The 15790-nt window shown below is 70.2% G+C and carries 14 protein-coding genes; 9 read left to right on the top strand and 5 right to left on the bottom strand.

The features are described from left to right. Positions 1-47: 47 nt before the first annotated feature. From BJY16_RS29615 to BJY16_RS29605, 3 genes are all read right to left on the bottom strand, one after another. Positions 48-1271, bottom strand: a complete 1224-nt coding sequence (locus BJY16_RS29615; RefSeq protein ID WP_239177722.1) for a lipase family protein — start codon at positions 1269-1271, stop codon at positions 48-50. 244 nt (positions 1272-1515) lie between these two features. Further along, the gene (locus BJY16_RS29610) at positions 1516-2148 is read right to left on the bottom strand and encodes an MBL fold metallo-hydrolase (RefSeq protein WP_185042827.1); all 633 of its coding nucleotides are present in this window, start codon (positions 2146-2148) and stop codon (positions 1516-1518) included. Positions 2149-2152: 4 nt separating this feature from the next. Beyond that, positions 2153-3211, bottom strand: a complete 1059-nt coding sequence (locus BJY16_RS29605; protein ID WP_185042826.1) for an ROK family transcriptional regulator — start codon at positions 3209-3211, stop codon at positions 2153-2155. 46 nt (positions 3212-3257) lie between these two features. Between BJY16_RS29605 and BJY16_RS29600 the strand changes: the two genes are divergently transcribed. Next, the gene (locus BJY16_RS29600; RefSeq protein ID WP_185042825.1) at positions 3258-4463 is read left to right on the top strand and encodes an MFS transporter; all 1206 of its coding nucleotides are present in this window, start codon (positions 3258-3260) and stop codon (positions 4461-4463) included. Positions 4464-4537: 74 nt separating this feature from the next. Here the strand turns inward: BJY16_RS29600 and BJY16_RS29595 are convergent, their stop codons facing one another. Continuing rightward, on the bottom strand, positions 4538-5755 hold the full coding sequence (locus tag BJY16_RS29595; protein ID WP_311775284.1) for an IS110 family RNA-guided transposase: 1218 nt from the start codon (positions 5753-5755) through the stop codon (positions 4538-4540). A gap of 707 nt (positions 5756-6462) precedes the next feature. On the opposite strand from BJY16_RS29595, the gene urtA reads away from it, so the two are divergent. The 8 genes from urtA to BJY16_RS29555 all read left to right on the top strand — a co-directional run bounded on the left by urtA (position 6463) and on the right by BJY16_RS29555 (position 14230). Then, the gene (gene urtA, locus BJY16_RS29590; protein WP_185042824.1) at positions 6463-7761 is read left to right on the top strand and encodes an urea ABC transporter substrate-binding protein; all 1299 of its coding nucleotides are present in this window, start codon (positions 6463-6465) and stop codon (positions 7759-7761) included. A 106-nt stretch (positions 7762-7867) separates the two neighbouring features. Continuing rightward, on the top strand, positions 7868-8752 hold the full coding sequence (gene urtB / locus BJY16_RS29585) for an urea ABC transporter permease subunit UrtB (RefSeq protein WP_185042823.1): 885 nt from the start codon (positions 7868-7870) through the stop codon (positions 8750-8752). Further along, positions 8749-9846 carry an urea ABC transporter permease subunit UrtC gene (urtC, locus tag BJY16_RS29580; protein WP_185042822.1) on the top strand — a complete coding sequence of 366 codons (1098 nt, stop codon included), beginning with the start codon at positions 8749-8751 and terminating at the stop codon, positions 9844-9846. Before urtB ends, urtC begins: the two co-directional genes overlap by 4 nt. Beyond that, complete coding sequence (gene urtD / locus BJY16_RS29575) at positions 9843-10646, top strand: urea ABC transporter ATP-binding protein UrtD (RefSeq protein WP_185042821.1); 804 nt, start codon at positions 9843-9845, stop codon at positions 10644-10646. The genes urtC and urtD overlap by 4 nt, the downstream gene beginning before the upstream one ends. Position 10647: 1 nt before the next feature. Continuing rightward, a complete protein-coding gene (locus BJY16_RS29570) occupies positions 10648-11331 on the top strand; it encodes an ATP-binding cassette domain-containing protein (RefSeq protein WP_185042820.1) in 684 nt (227 codons plus the stop codon). A 6-nt stretch (positions 11332-11337) separates the two neighbouring features. After that, the gene (locus BJY16_RS29565) at positions 11338-13092 is read left to right on the top strand and encodes a purine-cytosine permease family protein (RefSeq protein ID WP_185042819.1); all 1755 of its coding nucleotides are present in this window, start codon (positions 11338-11340) and stop codon (positions 13090-13092) included. Then, entirely contained in the window at positions 13092-13658 is a 567-nt protein-coding gene (locus BJY16_RS29560) for a TetR/AcrR family transcriptional regulator (RefSeq protein ID WP_185042818.1), read from the top strand. Before BJY16_RS29565 ends, BJY16_RS29560 begins: the two co-directional genes overlap by 1 nt. Further along, positions 13643-14230: a TetR/AcrR family transcriptional regulator gene (locus tag BJY16_RS29555; RefSeq protein WP_203759465.1), complete on the top strand. Its 588-nt coding sequence runs from the start codon at positions 13643-13645 to the stop codon at positions 14228-14230. The genes BJY16_RS29560 and BJY16_RS29555 overlap by 16 nt, the downstream gene beginning before the upstream one ends. A 171-nt stretch (positions 14231-14401) precedes the next feature. On the opposite strand, the gene BJY16_RS29550 is transcribed toward BJY16_RS29555, so the two are convergent. After that, a complete protein-coding gene (locus tag BJY16_RS29550) occupies positions 14402-15619 on the bottom strand; it encodes an IS110 family RNA-guided transposase (RefSeq protein ID WP_311775284.1) in 1218 nt (405 codons plus the stop codon). Positions 15620-15790 lie beyond the last annotated feature (171 nt).

Raw genomic sequence — 15790 nt, 5'->3', positions numbered from 1 at the left:
ACGATGACGCGCCCGGCGGCGGCCGCCGCCGGGCGTGGCGTCTCCGGTCAGGGCTGCAGGGGCAGGAGCGCGCAGGTGGAGAGGGCGGGCAGGCCGGCCAGCCGGTGGGCGAGCCAGTCCACGGCCGGGCCCTGGTCGGCCAGCAGGGGTCCGAAGTGGTTGATCAGCGGGCTCCCGGTGGCGGGCAGGCTGACCGGGTCGTAGACCACGGCGCCGCCGAGCTTGCACCAGTCGGCGGCCATCGTCCGGGCCTGCCCGTGCGGCACCAGGTTGTCGTGCACCCCGGTGGCGACCCGGACGACGCCGGTCGGTTTGCGGGCGCCGATCCGCTGCTCGTCGATGAAGGCGCGCAGGGCCGGTTCGGTGCGGATGATGTCGGACAGGGGCTGCCCGGTGGTGGTCCACGAGGTGCTGCGCCTACCGGCGTACCCGAAGATCGCGTCGCCGACGCACATGGTGGAGAGATCGCGCAGGGCGGCCCGGCCGGAATCGTTAAGGTATTTGTCGGCGATCGCCTGCAGTGCCGGTTCCGATTGCAGGAAACCGCTCACCGACCAGCCCAGCGCGCCGGCCAATTCGGTGCCGTCGATAGCGGCGGTGACCTCGGTCAGATTCGCCGGCGGCGCGCCCGCATAGGTGGCTTTCAACCGCACGTCGGGCGCATATCCGGATTGCAATTCGGCGGCCGAGGCGACCGCTCCCCCGCCCTGGCTGTAACCGTAGAGTCCGACCGCCGACCGATCGGTGATCGACGTGCCCGGCAGCGCCCGGGCGGCCCGGGCCGCGTCCAGCACCGCGTGCCCCTCGTCCACCCGGTTGACGTAGGTGTGCAGCCGATCCGTCGTGCCCAGCCCCGGATAGTCGGTCTGCACGACCGCGATCCCCTTGGCCAGCAGCCGGTAGGCGGCCAGCACCTCGTAGCCGATCGAGATCGTGGTCTGCCCGTCGTCCGCGCCGACGACCAGGCCACGCTGCAGGGCCAGCGAGGTGGAACACTGGTCGCCCTGCCCCATCGTGCCGGGCGCCAGCACCACCAGCGGCCGCGGCCCGAGCCCCAGCCACGGCGCGGCCGGCTCCAGGTAGGCGCCGGTCACCGCGACCGGCTGCCCGGTCGAGTCGGTGGACCGGTACATGATCCGGGTGGCCCGGCCGGGCAGCGGCGAATCGACGCCGGGCAGCGACAAGGCCAGCGGCAGCGGCTCGGTGCGAATCAGCGCGCCGTTTTCCGCGGGCAGGTCCGCCGGCGGCGTGTAGAAGGCGGGAATGGTCACGCCGCGCGATTCCGCGGCGTGCGCCGGCACCCCGAGAACAGCCCCGGCAATGGTTGCGGCAAACAGCGCGGCAGCAATCCTTTTCCGTACGGACATGTCCGTCCTCCACCAATTCAGCGCGTGTTTCCACTCACCGCCATCGATGAGGGTCCCGCTGGTTACCGGAAGGTAACCAGCAGAACCGAGACATTCCAGAGGCTCGTATTCTCACTCTCCCCGAGCCGGGCCGAGCCGGGGAGCCGGCTCAGAGGGTGACCGCCTCGCCCAGCGGGATCCGGGCGTACTCGGTGCCGCCCTTGAACTCCATCCACGCGTCGAAGTTGCCGAACCCGACATCCTCCGACAGCGCCCGGTCGTGGATCGGGAACGCCCGGTCCGGCCCGATCGCCCGGGTCATCTCGATCGCCTCGCGGTGCCGGCCCCAGGGCGCCGCGGCCGGCACGAGCAGCGTCGACACTCTCTTCTCGGGCACGAAGTACGAGTCGCCGGGGTGGTAGACGCCGTCGACCACGTACCCGAGGTTGGCGCAGCCGGGCAGCCCGTCGTAGATCTCCGCGTGCCGCCCGCCGACCGCGGTCACCGCGAAGCCGCCGGCCCGGAACTCCTGCCCGGCCCCGACCACCGTCACCACCTCGGCCAGCCCCGCCTCCTCGGCGAGCCCGCGGACCGGCTCCGGAGCGAAGATCCGCACCTGCCAGGCGGCCGCCACCTCGGCGATCCGTCCCAGGTCGACGTGGTCGTCGTGCTCGTGGGTGACCAGGATGTCGGTGACCCCGTCGAAGGCCTCCGGCTCGGTCCAGACGCCCGGGTCGATCAGCACTCGCCGATCCCCGTCCTCGATCCGGACACAGGCATGGGTGAATTTGACCAGTCGCATGTGGTCACCCTACGGACGGGGCGGGCAGGCCGTACCGGGCGTTCAGCACCTGCATCGCGGCGCCCGCCGCGATCGCGTCGGTGCCCAGCCCGGTCAGGCTCACCTCGACGGTCAGCCAGTCGGCGCGCGGCACCTGGGTGCGCACCGCCTCGGCGACCGCCGCCCGGTAGATCTCCCCGTGCCGCAGCAGGTCCGCCCCGGCCAGCACCACGTGCCCGAGGTCCAGGGTCTGCAGCAGGTTGACCACGCCGGTGCCGAGCACCGCCGCGGCCGCCGCCGGATCGGCTGCCGCGTCGTGCACCGCCTCCAGGCAGCCACGCCGCCCGCACACGCAGGCCGGCCCGTCGAGCTGCACCACGGTGTGCCCGAACTCCCCGGCGTTCGTGTGCGTCCCCCGGTGCACCGCCCCGCCGAGCCACAACCCGGCGCCCAGCCCGCTCTCCACCATGATCAGCGCCGCGTCCCGGAACGACGCCCCGCGCCGCCACGCCTCCGCGGTCACCCCGGCCGTGACGTCCTTGTCCAGCACCACCGGCAGCCCGAGCGCCTCCCCGGCCAGCGCGGCGAGCGGCACGTCGTGCCAGTGCCGCAGCCGGTGCGCGTCGCGGACCGTACCGCGCGCCTGGTCGAGCGGACCGATCATCCCGATCCCGACGCCGGTCAGGGTGCGCCCGGCGGAGAGCGCCGCCACCCCGGCGGTCAGCTCGGCGAGCAGCTGCGCCGGGCTGAAGTCGGCCGGCAGCGGGGTCGCGGCCGAGGCGTGCACCTGGCCGGCCAGGTCGACCAGGACCAGCCGCAGCGCCCGCCGGGTGACGTGCGCGCCGACCGCCCAGCGGCTCTCCGGGACCAGCCGGTAGACCGCGGCCGGTTTGCCGAGCGCCGGCCGGCGCACCCCGGCCGGCGCGATCACGCCCTCCTGGACCAGCCGGGCCAGCACCTTGGAGACCGCCTGCGGGGTCAGGCCGGTGGCCTCGGCGACCGTGCCGCGCTCGATCGCCGGCCGGGTCCGGGCCAGCTCGATGACCAGCGCCTCGTGGTAGTCCCGCAGGTAGGCAAGGTGCACGGGCTCACACTACTACTAAGGAAACAGCGTTGCTAAAGTCCGCCGCATGAACCAGAAACGCTGGCCGGCGCTGCTCGCGCTGGCCCTCGGCGCGGTCGCCATCGGCCTCACCGAGTTCGTGCCGTCCGGCCTGCTCCCGCAGATCGCCGGCAACCTGCTCGGCGACGAGTACACCCGGTCCCCGTCCGACGCGGTCGCGCACGCCGGCTGGATGGTCACGATCTACGCCCTCGGCGTGGTCGCGGGCGCCCCGCTGATCGCCGCGCTGACCGCCCGGATGCCGCGCAAGCGCCTGGTCCTCGGCCTGCTCGTGCTCTTCGTGGCGGGCACCGTCGCGTCCGCCCTGGCGCCCACCTTCGGGCTGGTGCTGACCGCCCGGTTCGTGGCCGGGCTGCCGCACGGGGCGTATTTCGGGGCGGCCGGCCTGCTCGCCGCCTCGCTGATGGGCCCGGGCAGCGAGGGCCGCGGATTCGCCGCCGTGCTCAGCGGCCTGACCATCTCCAACGTGGTCGGCGTCCCGGCGATCACCCGGCTCGGCCAGGAGGCCGGCTGGCGGGTCGCCTACCTGGTCATCGCCGGCGTCTTCGCGCTCGCCCTGCTCGCGGTCGCGGCGACCGTGCCGGACGCGCCGGCCGCCGGCGGCTCCCCGGCCGCCGAGTTGCGGTCGCTGCGCCGCGGCCAGGTGTGGCTGGTCGCGGCCACCGGCGCGATCGGCTTCGCCGGCTTCTTCGCGGTCAACAGCTACATCGCCCCGGTCACCACCGAGGTCACCGGCCTGTCCGCCGGCACCGTCCCGTGGGTGCTGGTCGCGGTCGGGCTCGGCATGACCGCCGGCAACGCGCTCGGCGGCTGGTATGCCGACCGCGACCTGCGCCGCGCCACCCTGATCGGCTTCACCGCACTGATCGCCGCGGTCGCCTTCTTCGGCCTCGCCGCGCCCACCACGATCGGCCTGTTCACCGGCGCGTTCCTGATCGGCGCCAGCAGCCTCTTCCTCGGCCCGGCCCTGCAGGCCCGGCTGATCGCGGTCGCCCCCGGCGCCCAGCTGATGGGCGCGGCCGTCAACCAGTCCGCCATGAACATCGCCAACAGCCTGGGCGCGGCCCTCGGCGGAGCCGTCATCGCCGCCGGCCTCGGCTACCGCGCCCCAGCCTGGGTGGGCATCGCCCTCGGCGCGGTGGGCCTGATCCTGGCGACGGTCAGCTTCGCCCTCGACCGCTCCACCCCCGCACCGGAGCCAGCCCTCCACTGACCGACTTCACCACCGAAATATTCATATTCGCAGGCCCGCCGGGGTGCAGATCGCATGCTCCCGGCACCCCTCTGTCAAGGGGTTGGTGTGAGGGGTGTTTTAGGGTGGTGGTTGGCGGGTCCGGGTTGTGACTTTTCCGAAGTGTCGATCTTGGGGTTTGGGTCGGCCGCGCTGGAGTTCAGAGTCGCCCCCGTGTGTCCTCCCGGACCCGTCGCTGTCTGTTGTGCCGTGTGGTCGTCTTTGATCATTTGGCGGTAGACGGTGTCGGACAGGCGTCGTTTCAACGCTCGCATGGCTTCCATCGCGGTTTTGCCTTCGGCGCGTTTGCGCTGGTAGTAGGCGCGGCCGGGGGTGTCGAAGCGGAGCTGGGTGATGGCCATGATGTGCAGGACCCGGTTGATGCGCCGGTTCCCGGCCCGGTTGAGCCGGTGATGATGGTTGTCGCCGGAGGACACGTCGATGGGGGCGGTGCCGTTCCAGGTGGCGAAGTGCCCGCGGGTCGGGAAGCGGCTGATGTCGCCGATGTCGCCGAGCAGGCGGGCGGCGCCGGAGGGGCCGATGCCGTTGAGGCTGGTCAGCTGGGTGCCGGTGGCGGCCAGCACGGTCTTCAGCTGCCGGTTGGCTGCTTTGATCTTGGTGTCCAGGGTGGTGAGCTCGTCGGCCAGGTCGCCGGCCAGCTGATAGCGGGTGGCGGTGACGATGTCGCCGGCCGGGACGCTGACGCGTTCGAGCAGGGTGCGGGCCTGGTCGGTGGTCAGGTTCTTCTTCGCGCCGCCGGGGATCAGTTCGAGCAGTAGCTGGTGCAGCCGGTTGATGGTCTCGGTGCGGGTGGCGCCGAGCTGGTCGCGGCGGTCGGCCAGCAGCCGCAGCGCGACGGTGGCGCCGTCGGCGTGAACGCGGCGCAGGCCCGGGGTGCGCAGGGCGGTCACCGCGATGTGGTGCGCGTCGTGACCGTCGGTTTTACGGCCGTGCCCGGTGTCAAAGTTGCGGGCTTTCGCGGCGAGTTTCGCCGGGACGTCCAGCACGGTTTCGCCGTCGGCGACCAGCCGCTGGGCCAGGTGCCGGCCGATGCCGTTACAGCCCTCGACCGCCCACACCCGGCCGGCGTGACGGCGGCCGGCGGCGAGCATCTGCTGGTAGCCACCGGTGTCGGTGCCGTACCTGCCACGGGCCAGCACCTGTTCACGCTCGTTGATGATCTCGATCGTCGCGGACCGCTTGTGCGGATCGACTCCAATGATCAGCTGACCCATGTACCCGTTGACCTTCCCGTCGTCGCGGCAGAACCACACCAGCGGGAGGGCAACGCTACTTACAGCTGGGCAAACCCCTCTTCAGCCACTCCGCGCCACGGTGACCGGCAGGGTCCAAGCCGGGAGAGAGCCACACCCCGCCATATGAGTGGGCAGCGCGGGCCTGAGCACCCTACCGATCACCTCGACCAAGCCTGGCCGGGCCGCGGTCGTACACCAAATTCTCTTTAAGTAGCGCGGGCCGGGCCCGGCGATCTGGCCGCTGCGCGTCCAGAGCGATCGCCGTGCCCTTCAATGTCCGCCACTGGTCACTGAACCCCAACCCCGCGACTCCCCTCGGGTGAGCTTGTCCACAGTGCGGTTCCACCCGGCACCGGTCCCGGGTGGCCCCTCGGCACCACGCACCATCGGGGCCTTCGTCGCGGCTCGGATGTCAGGACTGTGCCATCTCCGTCACGCCTCCCCGGATAGTGGCAGAACTCTGACGCGCACTCTCCATGAGAATTCGCGCTTTTCCAGGGGCTGTGCGCCTGGGCAGATCCGGCCGCTACAGCTTTGGAACAGTCAAGAAATGTCAGAGTAATGACTCCCGGTCAATCTGCTCTCACCTGCTGCAGTTGCCCCGCCTGCGGCACGGGGCGAGAGCCCGGGACGCCGGCGGATCGCCCCGCACCTCGACATCAGCACGATCCGCTGTGCCGCGACCCCGGCGGCACGCCCCTCGACCAGGATCGGAGTTCTCCTATATGTCCATCACCAGCAAGCGGCTGCGCACGCTCACGGCCATGGGCGCCATCGGGACGACCGTGGCCCTCATGCTCGCCGGCTGCGGTGCCCGAGCCGGCGACGAAGCGGCCGGCAGCGGGACATCCGCGGCACCGAGCTGCGTCAACACCTCCGGCAGCACCATCAAACTCGGCTTCCTCAACTCCCTGACCGGCGGCATGGCGATCTCCGAGAAGACCGTCTCCACCGTGCTGCACATGGGCGCCGACGAGATCAACGCCAGCGGCGGCATCCTCGGCAAGAAGATCGAGTACGTCCAGGAGGACGGCGCCACCGACTGGCCCACCTTCGCGGAGAAGACCGAGAAGCTGCTCACCCAGGACTGCGTCGCCGCGATCTTCGGCGGCTGGACCTCGTCCTCTCGCAAGGCCGTGAAGCCGGTCGTCGAGCAGCACAACGGCCTCTTCTTCTACCCGGTGCAGTACGAGGGCCTCGAGTCGTCGCCGAACATCTACTACACCGGCGCGACCACCAACCAGCAGATCATCCCGGCGATGGACTTCCTCGCCTCCCGGGGGGTGAAGAAGCTGTTCCTCGCCGGCAGCGACTACGTCTTCCCGCGCACCGCGAACGCGATCATCAAGCTGTACGCGGCCAAGCTCGGCATCACGATCGTCGGGGAGGAGTACGTCCCCCTCGACAAGGACGACTGGACCAGCCAGGTCGCCAAGATCGTGGCGGCCAAACCCGACTTCATCTTCAACACCATCAACGGCTCGTCGAACGTCGGCTTCATCAAGGCCTACTACGACGCCGGCCTCAGCGCCAAGACGACGCCGATCATCTCGGTGTCGATCGCCGAGGAGGAGGCGCCGGCGATGGGTCACGAGGTGACCGGCCACTACGCGTCCTGGAACTACTTCCAGTCACTCAAGACCCCCACCAACCCGAAGTTCATCGAGAGCTGGAAGGCCTACCCGAACAGCAGCAAGGTCACCTCCGACCCGATGGAGGCCGCCTACATCTCGCTGTACCTGTACAAGGCCCTCGTCGAGGCGGCCGGCTCCTTCGACGTCGACAAGGTGAACGCCGCGGCGAAGAAGAACACCATCACGTTCGACGCGCCGGAGGGCAAGGTCACCCTCGACGGCGACAACCACCACATCTCGAAGCCGGGCCACATCGGCCAGATCAACGCCAAGAACCAGTTCGACATCGCCTGGGCCTCCGACAAGTTCATCGAGCCGGACCCGTACCTCGAGGGCTACGACTGGTTCCCGGCCGACATCCGCAAGCAGCTCGTGGACGCGGCGGGCTGATCGCCCGGCCCGCACCCGGACGCGGGGTTGCGTGCCACCTGCGGCAGGCAACCCCGCGCACCCGAACCTCACGCAAGCCCCTCCCCGCCAGAGAGAGTGAGAGCACGTGGACGCACTGATAGCACCGCTGCTGAACGGCAGCGCACAAGGCGCACTGCTCCTGCTCGCCGCGCTGGGCCTCTCGCTCACCTTCGGCCAGATGGGCGTGATCAACATGGCGCACGGCGAGTTCCTCATGATCGGTGCCTTCACCGCCTACCTCGTCCAGCAGGTCATCGCCTCCAGCGACCTGTCGATCCCGGTCGCGCTACCGGTCGCGTTCGTCGTCGCAGGTCTGTTCGGCCTCCTGCTGGAGGTCACCGTCATCCAGTGGATGTACCGGCGGCCCCTGGACACCCTGCTCGTCACGGTCGGGGTGAGCCTGATCCTGCAGCAGGCGGCACTGCAGATCTTCCCGTCCCAGGGCGTCCCGGTGGAGAAGCCCGGCTGGCTCGACGGGCAGCTGAACATCCTCGGCTACGAATGGCCGCTCCGGCAGTTGTTCACCATCCTGCTCGCGGCCGTCTGCGTGGCCGCGCTGGCAGCCTGGCTCAAGTACACCTCGTTCGGCCGCCGCATCCGGGCCACCGTGCACAACCGGGACCTCGCCGAGACCTCGGGGATCTCCACCCGCACCGTCGACCGCCTCACCTTCTTCGCCGGATCGGGTCTGGCCGGGGTGGCCGGCGTGGCCGCGTCACTCATCGGCGGCACGAACTCCCAGATGGGCGTGCAGTACATCATCGCGGCCTTCCTCGTCGTCGCCGCCGGTGGCATCGGCCAGCTCAAGGGCACCATCATCGCCGCGTGGGCGGTGGGAGTCGCCCTCTCGTACTTCGCCTACTGGACGACCGGCAGCTTCGCGCAGGTGCTCGCCTTCATCCTCGTGATCGTCTTCCTGCAGCTCCGCCCGCAGGGCCTGTTCACGGTGCGAACCAGGAGTCTGGTATGACCAAGCCGAAGTCATGGATCACGCTCAGCGGTATCGGGGTGTTCGCCGTCCTGCTCCTCGGGGTGGCCCCGCTCGTGCTCACCGACCACTGGCTCAACAACCTCGGCAAGTACTGCTGCTGGGCGATCGCCGCCGTCGGCATCGGCCTGGCGTGGGGCCGGGGCGGGATGCTCGTGATGGGACAGGGGGTGTTCTTCGCTCTCGGCGCCTACTCGATGGCCATGCACCTGACACTGGAGACCGCCGGCGACCGGATCCCGGGGTTCATGGTGCTCTACGATCCGCTCGCGCCGCTCCCGGCGTTCTGGGAGCCGTTCCGCAGTGCGTGGTTCACCCTGCTGGCGATCGTGCTCCTCCCCGTCGTGGTGGCCGGCGTCCTCGGCTACGCGCTGTTCAAGCGCCGGGTGAAGGGCGCGTACTTCGCGATCCTGACGCAGGCGCTCGCCGTCGCGCTGGCCACCCTGATCAGCTCCACGATCCGCGAGACCGGGGGCGACACCGGGCTCAGCGACTTCAAGTACTTCTTCGGCTTCGTCCTGAACGACCCGGCGAACAAGCGCATGGTGTACCTCATCGCGGCCGCGCTTCTCATCGTGTGCCTGGTCGCGGTGTGGCAGCTCTACCGCAGCCGCTTCGGTGAGCTCCTGGTCGCGACCCGGGACGCCGAGGAGCGGGTGCGCTTCCTCGGCTACGACCCGGCCACCGTCAAGCTCGTCGCCTTCGTCGTCTCCGCGCTGATGGCAAGCGTCGGCGGGGCGATGTTCGTGCCGATCGTCGGCATCATCACCCCGGCCGAGATCGGTGCGGCCGCCTCGATCGTCATGATCGCGGGCGTTGCCCTCGGCGGCCGGGCATCGCTGTTCGGCCCCGCGCTCGGCGCGATGGCGGTCGGATGGGGGCAGTCGAGCCTCGGCTCGACCTGGCCGGACGGCTGGCCGTACCTGCTCGGTCTGCTGTTCATCATCGTGATCCTCTTCCTGCCGAACGGGCTGTCGTCGCTACCGGCCAGGTTCACCGCAGCGCGCCGGAGGAGCCCTGACCGGCAGCCCGCCCCGGCCATCGCCGCGGCGGAACTCGAAGAGGTGCGGGCATGACCGACGCTTCGCTCGTTGTCACGGACCTGCACGTCGAGTTCTCGGGCTTCGTCGCGGTCGGCGGCGTCTCGTTCGACGCGCATCCCGGCGAGGTCCGGTTCCTCATCGGCCCGAACGGCGCCGGCAAGACGACCTGCATCGACGCCATCACGGGCCTGACCCCGGCCACCGGGTCGGCCAGGCTCGGCGAGAAGGAGCTGCTCGGCCGGCAGGTGCACAAGATCGTACGGCTCGGGATCGGCCGCACGTTCCAGACCGCGAGCGTCTTCGACGAGCTCACCGTGCTGCAGAACCTGGACATCGCCGCCGGGCGCCACCGCCACTCGTCGTCGCTGCTGCGGGCCCGGCGTGGCACCGACGCGTCGATCGAGCGGGCGCTGGAGGAGACCGGGCTCGCCGGCGAGCTCGCCACGCCGGCCGGCATCCTGTCGCACGGGCAGAAGCAATGGCTGGAGATCGCGATGCTGCTCGTGCAGAACGCGAAGGTGCTGCTGCTCGACGAGCCGGTCGCCGGCATGAGCCAGGACGAGCGCACCGCGACCGGTGAGCTTCTGCAGCGCATCGCGGCGAAACGGATCGTGCTCGTGGTGGAGCACGACATGGACTTCATGCGCCGCTTCGCCACCCGGGTGACCGTGCTGCATCAGGGAAGGGTGCTCTCCCAGGGCACGGTGGCCGAGGTGCAGGCGGATCCCCAGGTGCAGGAGGTCTACCTCGGCACCGCGGGCGCCGCCACCACCGACGCCATGGCGATCGTGCCCGGACCGGCGGCCGGGACCCCGCCGCGGAAGGAGGACTGACATGCTGGAACTCTCCGACATCGAGGCCGGCTACGGGCGGACCCGGGTGCTGCACGGCGTGACGGTGCCGCCGGGCAAGGTGGTGGCCGTGCTCGGCCACAACGGCGCCGGCAAGTCGACCCTGCTGCGTGTCGCGATCGGCCTCATCAAGCCGTCGAAGGGCCGCGTGGTGTTCGACGGCGAGGACATCGCGTCGCTCGCCCCGCACCAGCGCGTTGCCCGCGGCATGGCGTACGTGCCGCAGGGCCAGCAGTCGTTCGGCCAGCTCACGACACTGGAGAATCTGCAGCTCGTCGCCGACGGACGCCGCGGCGGCAAGGCTCTCATCGACGCGCAGCTGGCTCGGTTCCCCGCGCTGGCGAAGTTCGCCACCCGGAAGGCGGGCCTGCTCTCCGGCGGGCAGCGCCAGCAACTCGCGATCGCCCGCGCCCTGATCACCGAGCCGAGGCTGCTCATCCTCGACGAGCCGACCGAGGGCATCCAGCCCACGATCGTCGCCGAGATCGAGCGGACCATCGTGCAGCTGGCCGGAGAAGGCATCACCGTGCTGCTCGTCGAGCAGCACATCGGCTTCGCCCTCGATGCCGCCGAGCGCTACGTCGTGCTCGCCTCGGGCCTGGTCACCCAGACCGGGGAGGGCGGCAAGGCGGCCACCTCCACCGTGCGAGCCGCCATGGCGATCTGAGCCGGCATGACCCACGCCCGCAATGCCGTCGTAACACCGGGCAGCGACGATTCCCGAACGCAAGGTGCCTTAGGGGATGCCACTGTGTCGACGGACAACGCTCGGGCGGCCGCAGAGGACAGTCTGGAGGACTACGCCTTCCGCTATGTGCCGCGCACCTTCCGGCGGTGGAGCGCGGCCTCGGTCGGCGCGACCGCCCTCGGGTCCATCGCCTTCCTCGCCGACTTCTCGATCGGCGCGAGCATCGGCATCGACCACGGCACCGCCAACGCCGTGCTCGGCATCCTGTTCGCGTCGATCATCATCGTCATCGTGGGCGTGCCGGTCGCCTACTACGCCGCCCGCTACAACCTCGACCTCGACCTGATCGCCCGTGGCTCGGGCTTCGGTTACTACGGCTCCATCCTCACGACCGTGGTCTTCGCGGGCTTCACCTGCATCTTCTTCGCCCTGGAGGGCGCCATCATGGCGCAGGGGCTGCAAGTGGCGACGAAGCTGCCGCTGTGGCTCGGCTATCTCCTCTCGACCCTCGTCGTGATCCCGATCGTCATCTACGGCATGCGGGCGCTGGAGCGCCTCCAGGTCTGGACCACGCCCCTGTGGCTCGCCCTCGCCCTGCTGCCGCTGTTGTGGATCGTCGTCTCCGACCCCGAGGCGGTACGAGCCTTCACGTCGTTCACCGGCGACTCCGACGGCTCGGTCAGCTTCGGTGCCGTGGTCTCCAGTGCGGCGGTGTGCTTCGCCCTGACCCCCCAGCTGGCGGAGCAGATCGACTACATCCGCGCCATGCCGCCGCGCACGCCGTCCAACGTCCGCTCGTGGTGGACGTCGTTCGCGTTCGCCGGCCCGGGATGGGTCATCTTCAGCGGCACCAAGCAGGTGATCGGGGTGTTCCTCGCCGTCTACCTGCTGGTGAAGGTCGAACCCGCGCTCGGGCACCAGGCGACCCAGCCGGTCAAGCAGTTCGTCATGATGTACCAGACCCTGCTCCCCGACTGGCTCGCGATCGTTCTCGCTCTGGTGCTCATCGTGGTCGCGCAGGTGAAGATCAACGTGACGAACGCGTACTCCGGCTCGCTCGCGTGGTCGAACGTCTTCACCCGGGTGGCGAAGCACTACCCGGGCCGGACGATCTTCGTACTGGTCAACCTCGTGATCGCCTACGTGCTCATGATGCTGGACGTCTTCACCCTGATCTCGTTCGTGCTGAGCCTCTACGCGAACGTCGTGATGGCCTGGCTCGTGACGATCGCCACCGACATCGCGATCAACAAGTGGGTGCTGCGCATCTCGCCGCGGTTCCCCGAGTTCCGTCGCGGCATGCTGCACGACTGGAACCCGGTCGGGCTCGTGTCGGTGGGCCTGGCCTCGGTGCTGTCGCTGCTCGCGTTCGCCGGGGTGTTCGGCGCCTCCGTCAAGCCGTTCTCGGTGCTCATCGCGATCGGCGTCGGGGTGGTGACCACGCCGGCCATGGCCCTCGCCACCCGGGGGCGCTACTACCTGCGCCGGCGGTCCGACGGCATCGACTCGCCCCGGTTCGACGACCACGGCAACCCCTCGGGCGAGCGGCTCCGCTGCCATGTCACCGGGTACACGTTCGAGCGCCCGGATATGCTGGCCTCGGCCGAGCGGGGACCGCACGGCGAGGTGCAGTACGTCTCGTCGCTGGCGCTCACGCTCGACGATCGCGATCACTACGTGCTTCCGCCGGAAGTCACCGGGCCCCCGCGCCGGGCGGCCGCCCGACAGAGAGAGACGTGATGGAGGAGCCGGTCGACACCGCGACCGCCATTCTGGCGAGTGCCGCGGTGCTGCTGCGCGAGCGCACGTTCGACGACATCTCCTATCGTGCCCTCGCCGACGAGGTGGGCATCTCGGAGCGCACGATCTACCGCCAGTACCCCACGCGCGCCCACCTGCTCGCCGCGCTCTCCAACTGGATCGAGCAGACCTGCTTCCCGCTGCCGCCGTTCGTGACCGTGTCCGATTTCTGCGCCGCCGTGCACCAGCGCTTCCACGCCTTCGACGCGTCGCCCGCGTACGCCTACGTCGGCGCCCGGGCGTCCGCGATCTCACCGACGCTCGACACCGAGCCGGCCTACCTCACCCGAGCGATCGAGGCGATGCTCGACGTCGCGGCACCGACGCTCAACCGGCGGGACCGGCGACGGGTCGCGGCCTCGCTGCGCTACTTCTCGTCGGCGATGTTCTGGGCTCGGCTGCGCACCGGCCTCGACCTGGACGCCGCCGAGATCTGCGACGCGTTCGACCAGGCTGTGAGCACCGTGCTGGCGAGGCTGCCCGAGGCGACGTGGGCGCGGTCGTGACCGGGTCGACGGCAGTCCCGGTGCTGAGCGGCACGCAGCGGGCGATCCTCGCCGCGTACACCGAACTGATCGAGGAGCTCGGCAGCGACGACGTGTCGTACCGGGTGATCGCGCGCCGGGCCGGCATCGCCGAGCGCACGGTGTTCCGCAACTATCCGACGCGCGTCGACCTGCTGCTGGCGACCGCGGCCTGGATCGAGGCGACGCTGTTCGCCCGCGAGGAGTCACACTCGATCTTCGACGTCCCGCTCGCGATCCGGGACGCGATGCAGCGGTACGACGCGCGGCCGGAGCTCGCCCACGTCGTCGCGGAGACGGCGATGCGCGGCGTGAACGGCGCGGCCCCGTCGCCGGGCCGGGCGCAGCTGGAGCGGCTGCTGGATGCCGAGGTGCCGTCCCTCGACCCGGCGCACCGCAGGGCGGTCATCGCGGCGCTGTCGCACCTCGACTCGGTCGGGACGTGGGTGACGTTCCGCCGCGAGTTCGGTATGGACGGGCGGGACATCGCCGACGCGGCCGCGTGGGCGGCGGAGGCGGTGCTCGACGGCATCCGGGACCGGGTCGCCCCGTAGTGGAGCGTGCAGGCCCAGCGACGGCCACCGCCCGCGCACCAATACCCACCCGACCAGGCTCTGGCCGACCCGCCGGATCACGCAGGTGAACAACAAGCTCCAATCAAGATCAATAGATTCATAAACGCAGGTCCGCTGGGGTGCGGATCGCATGCTCCCGGCACCCCTCTGTCAAGGGGTTGGTGTGAGGGGTGTTTTAGGGTGGTGGTTGGCGGGTCCGGGTTGTGACTTTTCCGAAGTGTCGATCTTGGGGTTTGGGTCGGCCGCGCTGGAGTTCAGAGTCGCCCCCGTGTGTCCTCCCGGACCCGTCGCTGTCTGTTGTGCCGTGTGGTCGTCTTTGATCATTTGGCGGTAGACGGTGTCGGACAGGCGTCGTTTCAACGCTCGCATGGCTTCCATCGCGGTTTTGCCTTCGGCGCGTTTGCGCTGGTAGTAGGCGCGGCCGGGGGTGTCGAAGCGGAGCTGGGTGATGGCCATGATGTGCAGGACCCGGTTGATGCGCCGGTTCCCGGCCCGGTTGAGCCGGTGATGATGGTTGTCGCCGGAGGACACGTCGATGGGGGCGGTGCCGTTCCAGGTGGCGAAGTGCCCGCGGGTCGGGAAGCGGCTGATGTCGCCGATGTCGCCGAGCAGGCGGGCGGCGCCGGAGGGGCCGATGCCGTTGAGGCTGGTCAGCTGGGTGCCGGTGGCGGCCAGCACGGTCTTCAGCTGCCGGTTGGCTGCTTTGATCTTGGTGTCCAGGGTGGTGAGCTCGTCGGCCAGGTCGCCGGCCAGCTGATAGCGGGTGGCGGTGACGATGTCGCCGGCCGGGACGCTGACGCGTTCGAGCAGGGTGCGGGCCTGGTCGGTGGTCAGGTTCTTCTTCGCGCCGCCGGGGATCAGTTCGAGCAGTAGCTGGTGCAGCCGGTTGATGGTCTCGGTGCGGGTGGCGCCGAGCTGGTCGCGGCGGTCGGCCAGCAGCCGCAGCGCGACGGTGGCGCCGTCGGCGTGAACGCGGCGCAGGCCCGGGGTGCGCAGGGCGGTCACCGCGATGTGGTGCGCGTCGTGACCGTCGGTTTTACGGCCGTGCCCGGTGTCAAAGTTGCGGGCTTTCGCGGCGAGTTTCGCCGGGACGTCCAGCACGGTTTCGCCGTCGGCGACCAGCCGCTGGGCCAGGTGCCGGCCGATGCCGTTACAGCCCTCGACCGCCCACACCCGGCCGGCGTGACGGCGGCCGGCGGCGAGCATCTGCTGGTAGCCACCGGTGTCGGTGCCGTACCTGCCACGGGCCAGCACCTGTTCACGCTCGTTGATGATCTCGATCGTCGCGGACCGCTTGTGCGGATCGACTCCAATGATCAGCTGACCCATGTACCCGTTGACCTTCCCGTCGTCGCGGCAGAACCACACCAGCGGGAGGGCAACGCTACTTACAGCTGGGCAAACCCCTCTTCAGCCACTCCGCGCCACGGTGACCGGCAGGGTCCAAGCCGGGAGAGAGCCACACCCCGCCATATGAGTGGGCAGCGCGGGCCTGAGCACCCTACCGATCACCTCGACCAAGCCTGGCCGGGCCGCGGT

Source organism: Actinoplanes octamycinicus, from assembly GCF_014205225.1.
Classification (GTDB): Bacteria; Actinomycetota; Actinomycetes; order Mycobacteriales; family Micromonosporaceae; genus Actinoplanes; species Actinoplanes octamycinicus.
This window is presented reverse-complemented; position numbering and strand designations above follow the sequence as displayed.